Source organism: Paenibacillus sp. FSL H3-0310 (assembly GCF_038002785.1).
Taxonomy (GTDB): Bacteria; Bacillota; Bacilli; order Paenibacillales; family Paenibacillaceae; genus Paenibacillus_AQ; species Paenibacillus_AQ odorifer.
Window position 1 is genome coordinate 1870518 of the sequence record NZ_JBBODC010000001.1, and the last position, 19988, is coordinate 1890505.

Below are 19988 nucleotides of genomic sequence, written 5' to 3' on the forward strand. Positions count from 1 at the left end.
TAAAATCCAGGTGAAAAGTAGGTAGACTCAGGACAAGCGATCACTATAATGGAAATATGAGACATTCATAGAACCGATCAATAGGATATAAATAAGAATCCGGCTGATTAAAAAAGCGATTAGAGGAGGCCATTTCGTGGGAAGATCATTCGCAAATTTGCATATCAAGTCGAATAACCTTGAGAAGACTGTCGAAGCATTAAGAGAGCTAAGTGAAGGGCATGCCAAAGTATTAGGCAAGAAAAATCATGAAGCTCCAGAGAGCAAGGTTGTCATGTATGTAAGCAAAAGCAACGAAAACTGGATCAGCGTGCTCCACGATTATTTTGTATGGGGTACGGTGAAGAAGGCCGGTAAAACGTTGTCCCAGCTTACCGGGGAGCCAGTGATGACCGCCGGATATATGAATGAGGAAATATTCGAGTTGTCGTTGTTCGAGAATGGAGACATTCAAGCCGAAAAGATCTTTTGTGAACAGTGGACGAGGGATGAATATGAACAACTCCGGGAAGAGCGTCTCAATGATGATTACTTGCGAAAAGCGTTGGATATCCGTAATGAGGATTTTGACGGCTTCATTGGCATTACGAGTCCGGGACTAGCCGTAGATAAGCTGTCAGAAATCGTAAGCATGTCTTTATGGAGTGACTGGGAGTGGATCCCGTACGAAGAAGCTCTCAAAAATCGATTTGTGAAATATGAATTTTGAAAATACACGAGTAAATGGCTAAGGACATCTGAGATGACATTTTAATACATGGCGGTGAGCGAAAAGAAATGGATAAATTAAAGAACAGCGGATTTTATAAACTTAGATTCTTCATCAGGCCGGAAGAGTTTGAAAGCGTTTTGAAGCGTTTTGAACAAAAGCAAGCGCAATTTCATCTAACTAATTATGCCCAGACAGAGCATGATCTGAATCAGGTGTATGAGGCGTATCAGATCTTTTATTATTATTTTACGACAGAAGAAAAAAGGAATGAGGGTCTCCCTTTCTTTGTTTATTCTATTTCTGTTGCGTCTGATAATGAAAGCTCTGGATTTTTCGCGAGAAATGAAGGTGTCTATTTTCCATATTACGGACAATGGGCAGAGGATGAACTGCCGTGTATCTTGCTATCATTTCCTAAAGGCTTTCAAATAGATTTGGAAGATGAAAAAGGGAAGTATTATATCTATGAGGATATTCGGGACCATAAGCCGTTAACATATACGTTTTTCGATGAAATAACGGGTGCTATTAAAAAAATGACAAAGCCGCTTCGCTTCTCGGCGCATGATGCAGATGCTATGAAGGAGCAAAAGCCTTCTGTGCGTATAAGCCATGGTGCGATTCAAGATTTGAGCAAATCGTGGATTTTCAATAAATATGGGCTTGTGACGGGTGGCAAATAGTTCAGGGCAAATTACACCGAGGCATTGGCCAAGCTGGAGAATTCAAAAATTGGGGATTGATATGTTGCACTCTCTAAAATTTCAGTATTATCTTGGATAAAAAAGCTGCTCAACCTGCAATATTTTAAAGAATTCTCTTATCTGGAGGAGTTGCATGTTGGGGCAGCAGGAGGAGTATTTATGTACATCGTATCTCGGCCAAAACCGCTGTCTGATGGTCAAAACCAAGCACTTGCAAAGGAAGACGCCACTGTTTATCCACCGGGCTACCTCCGGTTTTTGCGGCGATTCGGCGAAGGGACTTACAGAGGGTGGCTGAATGTTCAGTTTCCGGATGCGGAGGTGCTTAAACCTTTTGCAGAGTACGGATTATGGGAGCATGACGAGAATAGCCCCATTACTGAACAACAGATCGGTGAGTGTATCGTTATAGGTACAACGGTGGACGGTGATTTTCTGGCAATACATCCCCAGACAACTGGGCTGCTTTGGCTACCTCGGCATGCGGAGCACGTAAAGGCGATTTCCCTGCAGGCAGGGGAGCAGGAAGACGAAGGGTTGTACGCCTTGGTGCTGGACGAAATTTATCGTCAGGTGTATGGAATCAGTCAAGGGGAGAGCGTCTATTATGAACCGTGGACGGGCACTCGCAGCCATCGCTTTTTGCGTTTGCCACAAGGGCAGGCCCAGCTTACGCTACCCGAACTGGCTGGATTGTGCCAACATGAATTTCCGCCGGATTTGTTTATTGAGAATACCTATGTTTGTTTCCTGTTCTACCGGCAGCTGGGAGGCTATGTACGGTTGAATTATGCCTACCAGCAAGAGGTGGCCATCTTCTATGAACAGGATATGGGGCAGGCATTTGTCGTAATGGAGCAGTGGCTCTTGTCGAAAGGCTGCGAAGCGATTTCAGAAAATAACAGCTGATCTGGGTGCTCCGTAAGTCTGGGAGAGGGAGGTATGCATGAAACTAGTTTTTACTTTGGATACACATGGAACGTGTGTGGGTCAATTGAGAGATGAACTGCTGCCCTTAGAGGAATTAGCAAATACATGGGAGTTTCCCTATGATATCTTTTTTGTGTTGCGTGTTTTACCTGAAGGTTATGGTCGAAAAACATCCAGACGGTTTGATAGCAGGGATCATACCCTCGAATTAGATATCAGCATAAGTTATGAGCAGTACCAACGGATGTCCAAGCATGAACAACGTGAGGGATTAGGTATTCACCTTTTTAACTATTTGTCAGAGTCAGTTGCTAAATATAATAAGCATGCAGTTAAGGAAAACCAAAATCAACTACTGGACCTAGTGAAAAAATGGATGCTCGAAAACAATTGGCTAAATGGAAAGTTAAATCAAGCACGGGACCTACTTTCGCAAGACATGGATCTTTATGAAGTCAGCCAGAAATTGCAGATGCCATTAGAAGAGATTGAGTATATCCTTCTCCGTATGAATGACTATGAGCCAACTGATGTTCATCCTGATAACCTTGTAGTAGAAAAAGCACCGCCATATCATTTCTAGAAGGCTGGAGCAAATAGAAGACATCCTGCCTGAACGGATCCACTAACGGAAAGGAGGAAGCAGATGCAAGAAATAGAGAGGCTGGCGATAGAGATCGCCGATGCTGCTAGAACGTCTTTTCGCGCTCTTTTTGAAAATGGCGAACGTTACTATTACTGTACCCTTTACACTACTGGCGAGGGACATGCGCCAAGTATCTCCGCCTGGTCGTGGGAAGCTTTGGAGGTAGAAGCAGCCAGGCAAGGCGTCGAAAGTGACACACCGGCATCGACGATTGCGGAACTTATCAAATGGTCTTATGCGGATTCGCCCTATTGTTGTTTCGGCGATGAGAACTTTGATAATGTTAAACAACGATTTACCGATCGTTCTTTCATTGCGGTTCTTGAGGATGACGAAGGGAATCGCGAGTTTGATTTGAGGCTGAAGGCCATGGAGCTGGCGATGAAAATACTCGATGATGAAGGTGTGTTTGCCTTGAATCAACTGCGAGAGTCAGTATGCGTCCTTGTCGAAGTCATGCCGCCGGATGAGATCAATACTGAAATCGCCCTCCGTTTGAATCGGGCAGAATCTCCAGCTATGCAAGTATGGTTGGCGGAAGCGGCGGAGTAGAAGCCTCCGCTTTCGGAAATCGTCTACTATATTCGGATTTAAAATGAGAGGAAAATAATTTATGAGCAATCTTTTTCGATTCATTCCTATTAGCCAACTAGCAGATAAATTTCCCGAAGGATCTTGGTGGGCGAAGTTTTACCAAGATTTTAGTGACGAGCAACTTGCCGCTTACTATGAAGGGGATTTGACGCTGCCTTCTCTTAATCTAGATTGGGAGCAACCTTTCCCGCAACAAAAAGAGGTAATCATCATTTTTATAGAAGGAAATTTTACTGTAGACAATCTTTATAATAAAGAAACAGATGGTGCCATAGGGCTTTTGGTGACCGGTAATATGAGTGCAAAAAATATAGCTGTAGGCGGTCAGGAAATTTATGTTTCGGGCAACCTGATGATTGAGGAAATATTATGCGGCTCCTACAATCATGGGGAAACGATTGTTAAAGGTGATCTCAGCGCTGCGGTTTTAGTTCAGGATGACGAGTACAGTTTCAAAGTGGACGGACATAAATCGATCGCCTGCTTAGTAAATGTGTGGGAGGGGGACGGCGTATTTCAGGAGCTTCCGGTAGACATTCATGAAGTGTTGATTGATGAAGTTTTTTTGGATATGGAAGAGGATGAGGAGGACTTTTCCTTTGGCACACTGGTGAACGTAATTAAAGAAGGCCGTTCTGCTCTAAAAAAAATAAAGGAATCCCCCACTAGCAAGAAAGCTATTCATTTATATTTCACCCATAACACAATCAATGAAGAAAATATATTGAAGTTGACGCAGTGTATTTTAATGCCAAGTGACAAGCCTTCTTTTAATTTTCGGGAGCAAGACGTTTTTTTCAAAGTTCAACTGGAGCATATTGATGCTGACGGGGATGAGCGGGATCTTAGCGTTTATATGAATGATAACCGGCATCACTATTATATTTGGCTTGAGCAAGATCATTCTGTCGGTTTGTTGAAGAGAACCATAGAAGAAGGGTCTGAGTGGGAGGACATTACAGAAGAGTCTCAGGAACAACTAGCAGAGATTAGCGATTGCTGGACGATGTTGCTGACCTGCGTTAATATGGCTGAGCTTTATCTACGAAACATTGAGGTACAGTATGTGCAAGACATTTTGCAACACACTGTAATTCGGGAATTATATTCGGAAGTGGAGGATAATGGCGGGTTCTGGGACGGCTCTAAATGTTACAGCTTCCGTCAAACGCATACGGACGAGGACGGAGACCTCCTACATGGTCGGATTGAAATCAGGACTCCAGATGAAGCGTATTATTTTTATACAGTGGACAATGGAACTTATGTTTCCCGGAATTATCAGCCGCCCGATCAATATGGCAAGCAGGACATGTCCTATTTGGATCTTAGGCGCTGGGAAGCATCAGAGCGGTATTTTACAAGATTCAAACAATTTATTACAGACACGATAGAGTCAGGTGTAAATAGTTAGATCTTGATATGCATTAGAGGAAAGGATGATAGAAATGCCAAATGATAGCCAAGCTGGTCCTTCAGCTGGTTCTGTTAGAGAAGTTGGTAGTTATCCTATCAACCTGACAGGTCCACGTAGTCATACTCTTGTCCTTAAGCCCGGTGTGGGCAGTCTATCCATGGGTCCGTCGCAATTGGGGAAAAAGGTTGACCTTCATGTCGCGTCTGATGCGCCTATCGATTGGACCGTATTCGATGTCTTTGCCACACCGGCTGGCTCTCCCTGGCCGCGATTTCTGCATTATACAGGCAGTGATTCAGGCTTCTTTGACTGGGCACAGAAACGTCCCATTGAAGAGATGACATGGACTCCGATCCTGTCTGCAGACACGGTGGCGGACGCCAGTCAGTCCAATTTGCATGGCTTACATGTCGAGTTGGAACCATCCGGGAGGTCCCTTAGCCTAATACTTCCGAAGCAGCCTTTCCGCCTGAGTGTGTCCGGCGATCTATCACGCTTCTCGGCCACAGGCGAAATGCCATCTTCTCTTACACTAGCACCGCGCACCGGCCGACGTAAGAATGATCCCCCTTTTTTGCTGCCCGATATGGGGGAGCTGCACCAGGTAACGAGCTTGACGCTACATAACGCACCGCTGGGACAGCCCATCTCGCTAGAGTGTCTAAACCGGTACCCAAACCTTAAATCACTGAGTTTGTGGGGAAACTTCTGCCACCTGAATTTATTAGCTCATCATACCCAGTTAACGAATCTGGAGCTGCGCTTCATGCCTGATCTGGGGGACTTGCCGACCTTGAACGCGTGGCCGTTGCTTGACAGATTCATCGCCTACAATGTCGAAGAAAGCGCTGGCAAGCGTCTAAAAAAGCAAATGAAAACTCGCGCTGAAACCCGTTCTTGGACCGACCATGCTTCAGTGAGCCAATTACGAAAGCCAGAGTGGTGGACGACCGAGTTTGGCCGCCCATTCTCCTCCTGGGCTAAACGTCTAGCCAAGCTGGCTAATGAAGCTTACAACGTTGCACAGGTAACCTTGTCCGAAGCCCGTAGCTTTGCTGAAGCCGAGGCCGCCATTACCGCTTTCACCGTGCGCTTCAACAATCTTAAGGGCATCGAAACCACCGAACGAGAAGACCTTGGTGAAGCGGTATGGCAACTTAGCCAGTCTGACCACCTGATTGGCCAGCCTATCACAGAGGAGATGGCTCAACACTGGTTCGATGCAGCACGCGATTACTAAATGAATTGAAAGTCACACCCCTAGAATAGAAATCGGAATGACCCAGGGGTTTATCCAATGTCTATTCTAAGGGGTGCACTTCACTATACTGGCGGGGTTTTGTTATACGATCATCCCCATTTCTCGGAGTCTATCTTTAATTTTCTTTAAACGAGCTTCTTTTTCGGTGTCTTCAGTTAATACCTCTACAAATGTTTCGTTATACTTCTTAATGATCCTCTTTAAAGTTAATTCTTTCATTTCCTTTTTACTGTGGATGGTAACATGAGGGACAGCTGTATAGTTTTCTATGGTCTTGGGATCTGCAGAAATTCGTTCTAGTAAACTAAGTAGAAGCACCAGTCTTTGCTGGCCCAACCTCGGAACTTGATATAGTGTTTTCCATGTGGAATTTAATAGATGTTCAAGATCTGTATATCCCTTCGAGTATAGAGCATTTATGAGGCCTGTTAAATTTGGACCCCGTTCTTCTGCATGCGCCACAGCAACAATACAAGCAATATTCTTAGAATAAAGATGCAACGGAAGTGGAAAAAAATGTATTAATGCCGCATTTCCGTCAATGATGTCAATCATGATGATATACCTCCATTAAAATATGTGTTCACTATACATGTTTAGTATTCTGGCAAGGTTTGAGTCAGCAGGGTGAATTTTCCTGACTTGTACAATCGATTGATACACTCTGCATTATTAAACCCCAAGCTACTGATCATTTTCTGAACACCAGCAAAACCCATTACATAAGATCGTAGAATATGTAGCAGATATGATTCGCTTGCTTCATAATCATTGCTAAGTAATGATATGATATAGGTATCAATTTTGTGGGGTGCACTGATATGGATTTCCGAATCAAAGAACTAGTTAATGCTACACAGCAAACCTATGGACTGGACAACTACTACTTACATACAAAAGAAATTTATCGCGAAGTTACGATGCTGGGAGAAACCGACTATTTGCTTAGTATGGAATGGTTTCCTTTTCACATTAAGGAATGGAAGGAAGATTATAATCCGGAAGGAACTGCAGTCATTACACTTGACTTGCTATCCTGTAACTATAAAAGTGTTATTTTTGTTGGAGGGAAATCTTATGCAAATCGAACACCATTCCATAACATTGAATTAAATGGGGTTATTCAGTGGATGGAAGCTGAAGTAGGGCTTGAATATGGTAAACAATTCTACCTATTGAAGGAAGAAAGAGGAGAATATTATTTTGCCGAATGTATAGACGGTATACCTATCTCTCCCGGCGGGCGAATGGAGTTACGCTTCGATGGGGAAGGTAGGATTATTTTTTATAGTGTCTATCGCCAGTTTCCTTCCAGTTCCCTTGTGCAAAAAGAGGATTATTCTCTCACGCTTCAAGCGGTAGAGCCACTGGCGAAAAACCAACTACAGCTTATAGAATATCCAGTGTACGAGATGAAGCATCTCCTGCCGATCTATGGGATAGAAGAAATCTACATTACAAATGATGGAACAACCACAATTCCATTTGAGATGATATCAGGAACGAGAGCACGACTGAATATTGATCAAGTAATGCAGTGGGAGCAAGCGGACACGAAACAGTTCGCAAGGATGGAGATCCGTCTGCAAGAAGTGGTTACAATCGAACAGGCAATAGCACGTGAGCCGCATCCAGATTCATTTTCAATCACAGACATAGAACAAGCACAATGTATAACCGCAGTCGAAGTTGGTTTAAGCCAGCTCTATCCGGATGAGTCCGGACAATGGATATTGAAGACTTTACATCGGGAAAGAGGACATATTCAAGTGACATTGAGGATGAATGCGCCAAGTAATCGTATTTTTCAGCGTAAGCTTTTCCTGTTCATCGATACGAACAATTATAAGGTTATAAATTATATGGATAACAAGCTAATGCTCGATATGTTTGATGAATTCAAGAGCGAAGGTGAAATTGCTGTGAGCCATGACGAAGCTTATGATAAGCTCAAGGGATGGTTCGAATTAACACCCGTCTATGTATATGATCCTGGGCAGAAGAGGTATGTGCTGTGCGGAAAGCTGGATTGTGATTATGCCGTGAAGGCCACCAGCGGAGATGTGGTAGAGTTGGGTAGTTTGGAATGATAGTGAAACCAGATTGATTTAGTCAAAAAGATAACATCCGAAACTCATGTCCAAGAGACATGGGTTTTTCTTTATGTAGTTGGATTTTCTTGCAGAAGTTGTCTAATTTAAGACCTACTAAATTTTGTCCTTTTTTTAGGTCAGAAAGTTTTTTTAACTAGATGCCACAAATTTAGATCTTAATGAAAATAATTGTATAAAAAATCTGATTTACACGCAGAGAAATTCCGGTGAATAGCGTCAAATAGAAGTAGACGTTAGGAAAAAAGAAAGTTTCGTTAGGTACAATGGATGAAATAAGAGACAATAACCGTTTTAAGGATGGTGAAAAAGTTGGGTTTCAAAATACGTAAAAACACGGTGCAGTCCGTCTGGATGATGTGGGAAAAAACTTTTGCGTTGCTTTCACATTTTCGCGGATCACATAAGTCACGCTTTGGTATATGTACCGTGATGCTAAAAAAGCACCGGGGACAGCCTATTGTATGCCAAGACGCCACGGTCATCAATCAGGGAGAGTGGGTGGGAGAACTCCACCTCGACAATGAAAGAATCCTGAAGTTGATCCGGTCCGAAGGATCGGATCGTGCCGCACTGCAAACGGCTCGCATGCTGCGCAAATCAATGCAGCAAATCAATGAAGCGTTCGAATCGCAGTCGGAGTTCAGGCAGGTCAAGGCTTTATTGGGGATTACACTGCTCCATCGGGGATTAACGCACGGTCTTGGTTTTGAACAACAAAATATAAAGTCCGGCGTTTTCGAACGCATCACCACCATCTATCTTCGATTGCTGCTGTCTGCCATGCATCCTGAAGGGAGACAAAGAATCAATCGGCGAACAGAGCAACTGGTCCCGATGTTACTGATCCATTCACGCGCCTCACTGAAAAATCGATTTTCACCCGGACAGAACTACTCTGGATAGGTCTTAAGCTTGTTATAAGGAGGTGTAATCATACTTACATATCTGATAGGAGGAATACTATGTGCCGCTACTCTTTACATGTTTATTCCAAGTTTGATTACACGAGTGAGCGGCTTTGGTGTCTTTCGCAAAGGAACGGTAGAAAAACAGGTGGCATTCACTTTTGATGATGGGCCACATCCGAAATATACGCCGGAGTTGCTGGATTTATTGAAGTTACATCAAGTGAAGGCTACTTTTTTCGTGCTTGGAGCGCGAGCGGAGCAGTATCCAGATCTGATCAGAAGAATGGATCGGGAAGGCCATCAGATTGGCATCCATAATTACTGCCATACCTCTAATTGGCTGATGCTGCCCAGTACGATTAGGCGAGAACATCTGGAACGCTCCGCTGATATTATAGAGTCTATTGTCGGAATCAGACCCAATCATTACCGTCCACCCTGGGGATTAATCAATCTATTTGATTTCTTTCGGCACAAGCAGTATCGAATTGTTTTATGGTCGCTGAAGGCGAGTGACTGGAACATCCGGGCCTGTCAAACCCGGATGCAGGCCATTTTATTAGGTGGAATCACCGATGGCTCCGTTGTTTTACTTCACGACAGCGGAGAGACTGCGGGCGCGGACCGGCATGCTCCTTATTTTATGCTGCAAGCTTTAGAAGAAGTGCTAAACCAACTACAGGCAAGAAACTTGCAATTTGTTCGGCTTGATGAAATGTCTTGATGTATTCCAGTGATTTGTTATTAAGACTTAAATTGTTTGCGGAAGCAGAGCGGCGAGATGCCCATTATTAATTTGAAGGTTCGTCCAAAGTGGGAGGTGTTATCGAACCCAACCATTCCCGCAATTTCAGTAACATTAAAAGAAGAGCCAACCAGCAAATCACGCGCTTTTTTAATGCGGATGTTATTGATATATTCAATGAAGCTGAACCCGGTGGATTCTTTAAAAGTGCGGCAAAGGTAGGAAGAGCTTATGTCGAATTGCCGTGAAATCTCACAGAGCTTGAGCGGTTCCATATAATGTTGATTTACATAATTAACGATGTCCAGGACTTTCTTATGTGTACGATTGGATTCTACAAATGAAGCTACGCGGCTGTCAAATAGTTTACGATTAAGATAGAGGAGCAGCTCCACCAATAATATTTGTTGGTACTGTTCATATCCGCGGGCTTGCTTCTTCCCCTCCTGGATCATTTTCTGAAAAAGCTGTTCGATGAAATATTGATCCATCCCGGTCATCTTCAAAGCACGGTAATCACTTTTGAACAATTCGAGCAGTTCCTCACATTGACTGCCGGTGCAGAAATGCTGCAGGAATTCTTTTTTAAACAGGAGTGTAACCCGTTCATACATATTGCAGCCGGAATTGACCAGTTTGTGCATTTCGTGAATATCCATAAATAGTAGTGTTCCGCCCGCAACCTGGTAAGTTCTGTCCCCTATAAAATAATAAAAATCCCCGGATATTAAATACAGAATCTCATATGCATCATGATAGTGTCTTGAAGGCATGCTGGTGTATACCTGTTTCTTGCGGCTGATGTCAAAAAGAGTAGACTCATAAAATACCGGTTTCATTCAGCACCTCCTAAGAGGATTGTAGACTTAATCTATGGTTTGTAGCAACATATGTATAAAAATTAATATTTACAAGAAAATACGTGCTGTTTGGACAAAGTTTTTGAGATAAGCTTAAATTGAATTACCAAGTGTTGGAAAAAGGAGGGCTGTCATGCTCAGATAGGTTAGGGATAAGGTTCACTGCCACTAAAAGTTAAAGCGCTTAAACTATTCAATTAAAGGAGAGATTGCGGTGCTAAATTCAACGAAGAGTAAGGTTTCCAAGAAGATGAAATTTTCATTGATGATTCTGCTCAGTTTTTCAATGATTTTTTCTTATGGCTGTCTGTCCAAAACATCTCAACAGAAAAGTTATGCGGCAGGGAACCCTGATTCTAATTTCTCACCGGCAACACTTCAATTCTTGCGTGACAACACAGGTCTGGATGGTGAGCAGTGGAACAATATTATGATGCTTGTCAACAAACCGGAGCAGGACGATCTGAACTGGATCAATTTTTACGGATATTGTGAAGATATTGATGATGACCGCGGGTATACGATTGGAATATTCGGTGCGACTACAGGCGGCTCAAATGATACCGGTCCCGACGGTCCGGATCTGTTCAAGGCATATGACGCTGCCAAAGGCGCGAGTAATCCTTCGGTTAAAGGCGCATTGGCCCGGATCGGTGTTAAGGGTTCGATGAAAGGGAAGATCCTCGAGATCAATGAAAGCGAAGAGAGCTTCTGCAGAAAAATCGGCAATTTGCAAAATGATCCCGAGTGGAGAGAGGCTATGTGGAAAACGTTCTACAATATCTATATTAAATACAGTGTGGAGCAGGCCCGCAAACGCGGCTTTAACTCGGCATTAACTATTGGTTCCTTCGTGGATGCAGCGCTGAACCATGGAGCTACCGGCGGCTCCGAGACCCTTCAAGGGCTTTTGGGTAAATCCGGAAGCAGCACGGATGAGAAGACTTTTATGACCAAATTTTATAAAGAACGGACCAAGATTGTGGATACTAATGAGTACAACTCTCCGCCTAACGGCAAGAACCGTGTGAAGCAGTGGAGCAATTTGCTGAACATGGGAGAGACAGACCTGAAGGGTGCAGATTCGGCAATCCTTCAAGTCACCGACTGGGAACTCCAATAACCGGAAGGTAAGGGCAGAACCGCCGTTCTTCTCGAAGACGGCGGTTCGATGATAAGTGAGATTAAGGAAGAGGGAGATGGGCTGAATGGATAACAACCAATCTTATCTCAAAAATAGATTTTACAAGGTAATCAGTCTAATGGTTATAGGTTTGCTGCTTGCCATGGAGTTGACCGGTTTTGTCTCAGCAGGAAGGGAAGAAATTGAGGAAGACCTTGTAAATGAAGCAACTGCAGTTCAGGAAACGATTGCCCAGTGGATTTTTAAAGACAAAGGCGAAAACGGTGTATTTCCGGCTACAGGCGGGGTATATCAGACGTCTTCATCCATTCGTGATGTAGGAACTAATACGGATGCGTACACCTATGAGTCAAGTGAGAACAGCGTACGCAACCAGGGCTGGCATGAAGGAACGGGCCTAAAATACTGGCTTGCCACGCTTTCTACCCAAGGCTTCGAAGGGATCTTCCTCTCTTCACAGCAAACCTCTTCAAGTACAGGACCCAGGGATTTTAAGGTGCAATACAGTATAGATCAACAGGAATGGATAGATGTTACGGGCGGCAACCTTGTTCTAGCCCAGAACAATTTTAATTGTTCCAATAATTCCTGCAAATTAACTAACCTCGCTTTGCCTGCCGGAACAAACAATCAAGATGTACTCTATATCCGCTGGGTGGTAAACTCTGCGAAAAGCGTAAGCGGGGGAACGGTGTCCAGCTCAGGCTCAAGCAGAATCAAAGATGTGATAATTAAAGGAACACGCAGCAGCGGCGAACCTGGGAACACTCCCACACTTGAGGTAAGCAAAACTCCCGCTTCAGGGGCTGCAGATGTTCCCCTTAACGCAGAGATCACCGTGAAGTTTAACAAAGCCATCAGCCTCGACAATAGTTATCAAGTTGTAATCACAGAAAACAATCTTCCTCTTACCAACATTTCTGCTTCACTCCTCGGTCAAGACACAGTCAAAGTCAGCCACCCTAATTTCACTGCCGGCAAAACTTACAACGTGACCGTCCCTAAAGAGCTTGTTAAGGGGACTACGGATGGCCGTACACCTGAGAACGATATTACATGGAGTTTTAAGACGAAGTCTCCGGATACCGGCATCAAAACTCCAACGCTGCTGAACATGACTTTTAATGGAGACCCAAAGACAAGTATTGCCTTTGACTGGTATACAGCCGAAACCGTCAGAGGTACAGTAGTGCAAGTAGTGGAGGCCACCAATGCGGGAGGAAGCGAGTTCCCGGAACAACTGGCAGCTTCTTATGAGGGCAGCGCAACAGTTATTGAAACCTTAATGACATCAGGAGACAGAAGCTCCAAAAAGTATAAAAAGTTCGCCAGCCACAAGGTTATTGCAAGCGGTCTTAAGCCTGGAACCAAGTATATCTACCGGGCCGGTAACGGTGATGCGGACGGCTGGAGCGAGGCGGGTTCTTTTACCACGGACAAGGCGGATAATCAGGATTTCCATTTCCTCTATGTAACCGACACCCAAGGCTCAAGTAAATCGAATTTCGATCTGTGGCAGGATACTTTTAAGAGAGCTATTGAGAAAACGGTAGATCCCAAGTTTGTTCTTCTTACAGGGGATCTAACGGATGACGGTGATCTGGAGCAGTTGTGGCAGTGGTTCTTAGGTGTGACGAAAAAAGAATTTGCCAATGTGCCATTTGCACCGATTATCGGCAACCATGAGATAGAGGATTATCCGAATAACAACTTCTATAACCATTTTAATCTTCCAAAAGATGTCGGGACGGGCGCTCATGACGGGTCGGTATATGCTTTCGAATACGGCGATGCCCTGTTTATGCAGATCAATTCCCAGTACGAAGGGGAGGTTAAGCCGTATAAAGCGGATATTCAGTTCACGAAGCAATTGGAATGGATGCGGAATCAAGTGGCAAAGACCGACAAGAAGTGGAAATTCGTCTCGATGCATAAGGGAGCGTATTCTTCAGGGGATAATGCTTCGGCAGAAAGCGACCGGGTAGAATTTTACCGGAAATATCTAATTCCTGTATTTGATGAGCTGGGTGTGGATATGGTGTTTGAGGGACATGACCATATGTATATGAGGTCTTTTCAAATGCTGAACAACGTTCCGATTAAGAATGTTATTACCGATGAGCAAGGAAATGTGCTGAATCCCAAAGGGACCGTGTATCTGATGGGCAACTCGGCCGCTTCGAAATTTTATGCCATTAATCCAGATGCAGACACTTTTTTTGCAGCAAAAAACGACCAGCCCAATAAGAAAATGTTCGTGGATGTTTCCATTACAAGCGACGTGCTGAAATTCACATCCTACACAGCTGTTAAAGATAAACCTCTTGCCGTCTATGATGCTTACAGTATTAAACGGACTGACGTCAAACCCGGCATTGTAGAAAATCCAAGTGCAGTAAGACAGTCAGGGAACCGTGCAGTTCTTTCGTGGAAAGCGCCAGCAAATAGCTCTGAGCCTGTGCGAGGTTACCGGATTTACGAGAAAAATGATAAAGTCAGCACAAATTGGAGCGTGTATGTGCCGACGGTAAGCGGTCAGACGAGTTACAGTTATACATTAAACGGCATAGATTCTGCTAAAGCCTACAATTTCGTGATTAAAGCAGTGGGGACAAGAAATAATTCGCTTCCAGCAGAGGCAGGAATGCAATGAATGGATAGAGGAGGCGTTGACGGGGCTTAGGCATCCGTTAACGCCTTTTTTTCATAGTTGTTGAAGCTGTCCATTCCTCCTAGGGTAACTCCTCCAAAAGATAGCTTCACTTTTTACCAGATCATGATTCATTGCGCATTGGCGTGACTTGAGTTCCTTTTAACGGCATAACCTCTGCATTTGTCCCTTGAAAGTATAATTAAAAAGATATTTAATATTAGGCCTACGAAACCTAGAATTGGGATGATAAATTTAAGTGCCATCCATATATAGACCCCAGGTAAGCCGTGAATCAAAAATACGCAGATCCATGACAGTGAAGCTGCAGCCAACATTGTACTACCTAAATACCCGAATGTTTGAGTTATTTTTTTCATATTCGCTCCTAACGTATAAGAAAGTGTCTAATAGTTAGATGAATATAACTGGAAAATCACTTCGGCTGCTAACATATCCGAGGCTCGACTCGGTGATTTGGATAATACCACCGTAGGGAAATCTGAAAAACAATCATTTGTGCAACTGTATTTGTCTTGTACCGTTCTTTGAAGTTAGTAATAGACTATATCAATCTCAGAGAAGGAGTTGATTTAGTTGGCTAACAGTGATATACGTCTTACTCTTTGGTCGGGTACTAATTTTACCAATCGCCGGATTCGATTCAGACGTGGGGGAGTTGCGGTTCGTGATCTTGGAGCGTTTCGGTTTAACAACGTTCTCTCGAGTTTCCGTCTCAGAAATGTTGTGCAGAGCTCTCAAGTAACGCTTGTACTATTTTCGCGAATTAACTTTCAGGGATCGTTCCGTGTATTCCGTGGCAGCCAAAACGTAGCGAACTTGAATAATTTTAACTTTAACAATGTCACATCTTCGTTGATATTGGTAGGCCGTATCCTTACAAGCTCCGAAATTTCCCAAATTCAAAGCACGGGTAGAGCGCCTCGAGATGTCCTCGTAATAAGACAATAATAATGCAAAGGGTGCCCCTAGGGCGCCCCTTTTTTACAAATATCAGTAGCACAGGTCAAGACAAAATATGCATAGAATTTAATATAAAATAAGAGAATAGGTGCTGCTCCCGCAAACAATCCTCCTTTAAACTAGTAACGTACTTAACAAAATCTGCTAGAGGAGGATTCAAATGCGCAAAAAGGTTATCGGGAGAATTTGCAGTACAGTTATGGTTTGCAGTCTGCTTGCAGCAGGCAACGGAACATCCTACGCCGATGGCGCCAATAACTCTGATGCTCCTACCAACAAATCTGTCAAAAACGTAATCCTGTTTATTACGGATGGGATGAGCTTATCCGATGTGAACTTGGCCAGATGGTATCAGGGAGGTCAGGCGCTTGCGATGGATAAGTATTTCAGCGGGCTGGTGAGAACCTATTCTACGGATTCACTGACCACAGATTCCGCTGCGGGAGCTACGGCTTATGCCACAGGCCATAAGGTTAAGAGTGAGACGGTATCCATACTTCCAGACCGAATAACGATGCCTTTCGTAAGCGCAGTTAAACCAGAGGACATGAACAAACCTCTGCCTACCCTTATGGATGCAGCGAGAATGGCAGGTAAAAGTACAGGAACGGTATTCACTTGTGAATTAACGGATGCGACACCGGCTACATTTTTAAGTCATGCATACACGCGTGACAATGCGCAGTCTATTGCAGAACAGATGGTCTATAGTGGTGTAGATGTTCTACTTGGGGGCGGTTCCGGGTATTTGGTACCCGGCAAAGAAGACATTAACCGCAAGGACGGAGAAGATTTAACCAAAATCCTGAAATCAAATGGGTATGAATACGTAACGGATAAAGCAGGTTTAATGAATTCTAAAACGAATAAAATCTGGGGACTATTCAACCCCGAAGCACTGGATGCTGATTTTGACCTGAACCCGCAAAAGCAACCGAGCCTTGCCGAAATGTCCAATGTAGCGATAGAGAAGTTGTCACAGAACGAGAATGGTTTTATTCTGATGGTCGAAGCAAGCCAGATTGACTGGTATGGTCATGATAACGATCCAGTGGGGATTATGAGTGAGACCTTAGCGTTTGATAAAGCCTTCAAAGCCGCTGTTGATTTTGCAGAAAAGGACGGGAATACAGCAGTCTTATCGGTTTCGGATCATGCTACCGGCGGGCTCAATATGACGAACTATGATTCTACCAAAGATCTAATCTCCGTGCTGAAGAAAGCGAAGCACACCAGTTATTACATTGAAGGCAGTATTAATGAGAGCAATTTCAAAAAGGTCCTTGCGGATAATTATGGACTTAGTGATCTAACCAAAGAAGATGCGGATCAAGTCAGATTGGGAATGCAGGATAACCTTTCGCCAGTCATCGGTAAAATTTTGGGGGATAAAATAGGTGTAACCTTCTCTACGGATGATCACACATCGGAAGAAGTTGGATTGTTCGCCTACCATCCGGCTAATTTTAAACCGACCGATTTCATGAACAGCGGTGTAATCCAGAATACGGATGTGAATAAGTATATTCAAGAAGTGACCGGACTCAATCTGGCGCAGCTTCAGGATACACTGTACGTATCCAGTGATAAATTCAAGGCCAAAGGAGCTACGATTACCCTAGATAAGACCGATAAGACTAATCCGGTGGTTGTAGTGAAAAAAGCAGGCCAAGTTCTCAAGCTGCCTATAGATAAAAATATCGCCATTCAGGATGGCAAAACAACGAAACTAAATGTGCTGACAGTAATGATTAAAGATAAAGTGTGGATTTCGCAGGATGCTTTGGACTTAATTCTCTAATTCTTAAAGTTCATGTTGTGATCTGTCGCCTAAAAGTTAAAGCGCTTAAACCCAAAAACCCCTTTTTAAAAGGGGTTTTTGGGTTTAGATAAGAAATTCCGACTTGAATTGAGGCGAGGAAAGCGAAGCTTTTATCGTTTTATTGCAGGCTTTGTTCCATAGGTCATCAAGCGCCAAACCTTTTCTAAAGGGCCCATGGAAAAAAACTTGAACCAAATGGTGCTAAAAATGATTTGAATCATATAAATCAGAACTGCGATGTAGAGAATATCTTTTGGTGAAACGACTTCGAGACCTATCATTGAAATGATTGCCGTCCCTATAATGCTTTGTGCTACATAATTTGTAAACGCCATTTGACCCACCCGTGATATGGGTTTCAGGAATTTCACCATTTGTTTATTTTCTAATAGTAGAAATAATGTTGTTAAGTAGAACAAAGTGGTTGGGAGAGATCCTAAGCCCGTAACTGAATCTACATTGCTGTTCCCATTTTGAGAAGCGTTCCAAATCCATAGTGAAAAACCAATGAACAACAGAAATGATACCATTTGAATCCATCTAATGGGTCTTGTTAATTCTTGTATGTGTGTCAGCCAACCTGACTTTGCGGTTAAAAAACCAGCTAAAAACATAATAAAGATTTGTATAGCGTCATTAGAAAAAATATCAAGAATAGATGAGATTGCCCCTTGAGAAGGCAGGAATATTTTTACCACTAAGGAAATGATGTAAATGGATGTCATACCCATAAGCCACTTTTTAAGTGTAGAAACCGTTGTGTGATAAAAAGGGATCAGAAACAATCCGATAATGGCATATGCGGGCAGAATGGTTCCCCAAAAGATAAATACATGAATGATTCCCAGCAGCAAAAGGATTAGTAAACGTCTAGCCATACGCCATCTGGGTTTATCTCCCCGGCTTTCGGCTCTTGAGGCGAAAATGTATAGACCTACACCAAATAGGAATGAAAAAATAGAAAAGAACTTTTTTTGTACGAAGATGATTATCAAGCTATGGATGATTCCATTAATGCCACTATAGTCTGGTAAGGGATCTCCTTCCATAATAACTTTAAAGGCTCCAACATTTATAAGCAGAATGCCAAAAAGAGCAAGTCCGCGAATGATGTCGAGTGAAATGATTCTTTCTTTTTGCGAAATGGAGGGATTCATTAATAGTGCTCCTTTGAAAATATTTTTATTTGCCTAGGAGTCAGTATAAGTTGCGAACCTTACATTAAATTGATGCCAACATTACAGGATCCTTAAATTTGATAAAATGTTCCAACTCCAGTTGAATTAGAATCAGTTTTATGGTTAATATGAATACTAAATCATTTTGGGGTGTGAACTAGAAATGTCAGCATATACTCAACCGATCTTTGTGGCAGCGATCTTTTTTGTGGTTTTAGCATTTGCCTTATTTATCCCATGGCTCATTTATACCTATAGAAAATATAATTACCTTCCCTTTTCTACCACGTTAATTTCGTTTTCGTTTATCTTTTACTTTCTAGCAGCGTTATTTTTAGTATTGTTGCCGTTGCCGGAAATACGTAACACTTGTTCTCTTCAAAAACCGGGTACACAACATTATTCACTTATGCCATTTCAATTTATAGTGGGCACCTTTGGGAATAGTGGCATCGTGTTATCACAGCCTGCAACTTATAGGCTATTATTTAGCCAACCCTCATTCTATCAAGCGTTTTTTAATTTCTTGCTATTATTACCTTTTGGTGTTTATCTGCGATACTTTTTTCAAGATAAGAAATATTGGAAGAAAGCTCTAGGCTTCACGTTCTTATTAACTTTATTTTATGAGATAACACAGGTAACCGGCATTTACGGGATTTATAATTGCCCTTATCGTATTTTTGATGTGGATGATTTATTGTTAAATACTACTGGCGGTGTACTGGGGTTCTTTATTGCTCCAGCTGTGTTGGCGTTATTCCCGTCAAAAAAGAAAATTAAGGAGAAAGCGGAAAGATTATTAGCACTTGATGAAGTAAGAGGGATGTCTGTGTTACTGGCTGTTATTATTGATCTATTTATCAGCAACCTAGTAGTTAAAGTTGTGTTGAGTATGACCAACGTTAATATGGTTAGTGAATTTATTGCGAGCACCATTACACTTTCTGTAACCTTTTTTATTATTCCGATGATTTGGAATGGATCGACAATCGGTACGAAAATAATGCGTTATCGCTATGACAGTAAAATAAGTCGAGTGGAAACTAACAAGCGATTATTTAAACGCTTTGGTGCCATTTACGCGATGTACTTCATAACAGTCATTGCGAAAACGTTGAATAATGTGGAAATATCAATGGATTCTCCATTTTATAAGGCATCTATATTCTTAACGCTAGGTGCTGGATTGACCTCTCTCATTTTAACAATCGTATTGTTGGTTCATGTTATATTAGTCGTGTTTGGCAAACAAAAACGCCGCTTTTACTTTGATGAAGCTTCTGATTTATATACAACGAGAAAAAAATGAATGCTAT

At 42.8% G+C, this 19988-nt stretch carries 18 protein-coding genes; 15 read left to right on the plus strand and 3 right to left on the minus strand.

From position 1 onward, the window contains the following. Positions 1 to 136: 136 nt before the first annotated feature. The 7 genes from MHH63_RS08385 (at position 137) to MHH63_RS08415 (ending at position 6243) form a co-directional block, all read left to right on the plus strand. On the plus strand, positions 137 to 709 hold the full coding sequence (locus MHH63_RS08385) for a hypothetical protein (protein WP_312148251.1): 573 nt from the start codon (positions 137 to 139) through the stop codon (positions 707 to 709). Between the two features lie 68 nt (positions 710 to 777). Continuing rightward, positions 778 to 1395 carry a hypothetical protein gene (locus MHH63_RS08390; RefSeq protein ID WP_341171394.1) on the plus strand — a complete coding sequence of 206 codons (618 nt, stop codon included), beginning with the start codon at positions 778 to 780 and terminating at the stop codon, positions 1393 to 1395. A 180-nt stretch (positions 1396 to 1575) separates the two neighbouring features. Beyond that, the gene (locus tag MHH63_RS08395) at positions 1576 to 2325 is read left to right on the plus strand and encodes a hypothetical protein (protein WP_341171395.1); all 750 of its coding nucleotides are present in this window, start codon (positions 1576 to 1578) and stop codon (positions 2323 to 2325) included. A 37-nt stretch (positions 2326 to 2362) separates the two neighbouring features. Beyond that, on the plus strand, positions 2363 to 2929 hold the full coding sequence (locus MHH63_RS08400) for a hypothetical protein (protein ID WP_076127226.1): 567 nt from the start codon (positions 2363 to 2365) through the stop codon (positions 2927 to 2929). Between the two features lie 63 nt (positions 2930 to 2992). Beyond that, a complete protein-coding gene (locus MHH63_RS08405; protein WP_076301694.1) occupies positions 2993 to 3544 on the plus strand; it encodes a DUF4303 domain-containing protein in 552 nt (183 codons plus the stop codon). A 61-nt stretch (positions 3545 to 3605) separates the two neighbouring features. Beyond that, positions 3606 to 5000 (plus strand): hypothetical protein, encoded by a 1395-nt coding sequence (locus MHH63_RS08410; protein ID WP_339168538.1) that lies wholly within the window; start codon positions 3606 to 3608, stop codon positions 4998 to 5000. A gap of 34 nt (positions 5001 to 5034) precedes the next feature. Then, positions 5035 to 6243: a hypothetical protein gene (locus MHH63_RS08415; protein WP_248548620.1), complete on the plus strand. Its 1209-nt coding sequence runs from the start codon at positions 5035 to 5037 to the stop codon at positions 6241 to 6243. A gap of 102 nt (positions 6244 to 6345) precedes the next feature. On the opposite strand, the gene MHH63_RS08420 is transcribed toward MHH63_RS08415, so the two are convergent. After that, a complete protein-coding gene (locus tag MHH63_RS08420) occupies positions 6346 to 6819 on the minus strand; it encodes a hypothetical protein (RefSeq protein WP_248548586.1) in 474 nt (157 codons plus the stop codon). Between the two features lie 266 nt (positions 6820 to 7085). Here MHH63_RS08420 and MHH63_RS08425 point away from each other — a divergent pair, with 266 nt between their 5' ends. The 3 genes from MHH63_RS08425 (at position 7086) to MHH63_RS08435 (ending at position 10010) form a co-directional block, all read left to right on the plus strand. Next, entirely contained in the window at positions 7086 to 8354 is a 1269-nt protein-coding gene (locus tag MHH63_RS08425) for a hypothetical protein (protein ID WP_341171396.1), read from the plus strand. Between the two features lie 321 nt (positions 8355 to 8675). Beyond that, a complete protein-coding gene (locus tag MHH63_RS08430) occupies positions 8676 to 9281 on the plus strand; it encodes a YkoP family protein (protein ID WP_256716011.1) in 606 nt (201 codons plus the stop codon). A 78-nt stretch (positions 9282 to 9359) separates the two neighbouring features. Continuing rightward, positions 9360 to 10010: a polysaccharide deacetylase family protein gene (locus tag MHH63_RS08435; protein WP_175617280.1), complete on the plus strand. Its 651-nt coding sequence runs from the start codon at positions 9360 to 9362 to the stop codon at positions 10008 to 10010. Positions 10011 to 10030: 20 nt separating this feature from the next. Here MHH63_RS08435 and MHH63_RS08440 read toward each other — a convergent pair whose 3' ends face one another. Continuing rightward, complete coding sequence (locus tag MHH63_RS08440) at positions 10031 to 10870, minus strand: AraC family transcriptional regulator (RefSeq protein ID WP_076217885.1); 840 nt, start codon at positions 10868 to 10870, stop codon at positions 10031 to 10033. 271 nt (positions 10871 to 11141) lie between these two features. Here MHH63_RS08440 and MHH63_RS08445 point away from each other — a divergent pair, with 271 nt between their 5' ends. The 4 genes from MHH63_RS08445 (at position 11142) to MHH63_RS08460 (ending at position 17470) form a co-directional block, all read left to right on the plus strand. Further along, entirely contained in the window at positions 11142 to 12014 is an 873-nt protein-coding gene (locus MHH63_RS08445; RefSeq protein WP_076127377.1) for a chitosanase, read from the plus strand. Positions 12015 to 12099: 85 nt separating this feature from the next. After that, positions 12100 to 14688, plus strand: a complete 2589-nt coding sequence (locus tag MHH63_RS08450) for a metallophosphoesterase (protein WP_341171397.1) — start codon at positions 12100 to 12102, stop codon at positions 14686 to 14688. A 594-nt stretch (positions 14689 to 15282) separates the two neighbouring features. Further along, positions 15283 to 15657, plus strand: a complete 375-nt coding sequence (locus tag MHH63_RS08455) for a hypothetical protein (protein WP_076182861.1) — start codon at positions 15283 to 15285, stop codon at positions 15655 to 15657. Between the two features lie 172 nt (positions 15658 to 15829). Further along, positions 15830 to 17470 (plus strand): alkaline phosphatase, encoded by a 1641-nt coding sequence (locus MHH63_RS08460; protein ID WP_341171398.1) that lies wholly within the window; start codon positions 15830 to 15832, stop codon positions 17468 to 17470. A 131-nt stretch (positions 17471 to 17601) separates the two neighbouring features. Here the strand turns inward: MHH63_RS08460 and MHH63_RS08465 are convergent, their stop codons facing one another. Then, positions 17602 to 18648 carry a DUF418 domain-containing protein gene (locus tag MHH63_RS08465; protein WP_076182853.1) on the minus strand — a complete coding sequence of 349 codons (1047 nt, stop codon included), beginning with the start codon at positions 18646 to 18648 and terminating at the stop codon, positions 17602 to 17604. Positions 18649 to 18832: 184 nt separating this feature from the next. Here MHH63_RS08465 and MHH63_RS08470 point away from each other — a divergent pair, with 184 nt between their 5' ends. Then, on the plus strand, positions 18833 to 19981 hold the full coding sequence (locus MHH63_RS08470) for a VanZ family protein (protein WP_341171399.1): 1149 nt from the start codon (positions 18833 to 18835) through the stop codon (positions 19979 to 19981). Positions 19982 to 19988 lie beyond the last annotated feature (7 nt).

Excerpts from the sequence above, each read along its gene's own strand:
- MHH63_RS08390 (WP_341171394.1), top strand. The coding sequence starts at position 778 with ATGGATAAATTAAAGAACAGCGGATTTTATAAACTTAGATTCTTCATC.
- MHH63_RS08395 (WP_341171395.1), top strand. The coding sequence starts at position 1,576 with ATGTACATCGTATCTCGGCCAAAACCGCTGTCTGATGGTCAAAACCAA.
- MHH63_RS08400 (WP_076127226.1), top strand. The coding sequence starts at position 2,363 with ATGAAACTAGTTTTTACTTTGGATACACATGGAACGTGTGTGGGTCAA.
- MHH63_RS08405 (WP_076301694.1), top strand. The coding sequence starts at position 2,993 with ATGCAAGAAATAGAGAGGCTGGCGATAGAGATCGCCGATGCTGCTAGA.
- MHH63_RS08410 (WP_339168538.1), top strand. The coding sequence starts at position 3,606 with ATGAGCAATCTTTTTCGATTCATTCCTATTAGCCAACTAGCAGATAAA.
- MHH63_RS08415 (WP_248548620.1), top strand. The coding sequence starts at position 5,035 with ATGCCAAATGATAGCCAAGCTGGTCCTTCAGCTGGTTCTGTTAGAGAA.
- MHH63_RS08420 (WP_248548586.1), bottom strand. The coding sequence starts at position 6,819 with ATGATTGACATCATTGACGGAAATGCGGCATTAATACATTTTTTTCCA.
- MHH63_RS08425 (WP_341171396.1), top strand. The coding sequence starts at position 7,086 with ATGGATTTCCGAATCAAAGAACTAGTTAATGCTACACAGCAAACCTAT.
- MHH63_RS08430 (WP_256716011.1), top strand. The coding sequence starts at position 8,676 with ATGGTGAAAAAGTTGGGTTTCAAAATACGTAAAAACACGGTGCAGTCC.
- MHH63_RS08435 (WP_175617280.1), top strand. The coding sequence starts at position 9,360 with ATGTTTATTCCAAGTTTGATTACACGAGTGAGCGGCTTTGGTGTCTTT.
- MHH63_RS08440 (WP_076217885.1), bottom strand. The coding sequence starts at position 10,870 with ATGAAACCGGTATTTTATGAGTCTACTCTTTTTGACATCAGCCGCAAG.
- MHH63_RS08445 (WP_076127377.1), top strand. The coding sequence starts at position 11,142 with ATGAAATTTTCATTGATGATTCTGCTCAGTTTTTCAATGATTTTTTCT.
- MHH63_RS08450 (WP_341171397.1), top strand. The coding sequence starts at position 12,100 with ATGGATAACAACCAATCTTATCTCAAAAATAGATTTTACAAGGTAATC.
- MHH63_RS08460 (WP_341171398.1), top strand. The coding sequence starts at position 15,830 with ATGCGCAAAAAGGTTATCGGGAGAATTTGCAGTACAGTTATGGTTTGC.
- MHH63_RS08465 (WP_076182853.1), bottom strand. The coding sequence starts at position 18,648 with ATGAATCCCTCCATTTCGCAAAAAGAAAGAATCATTTCACTCGACATC.
- MHH63_RS08470 (WP_341171399.1), top strand. The coding sequence starts at position 18,833 with ATGTCAGCATATACTCAACCGATCTTTGTGGCAGCGATCTTTTTTGTG.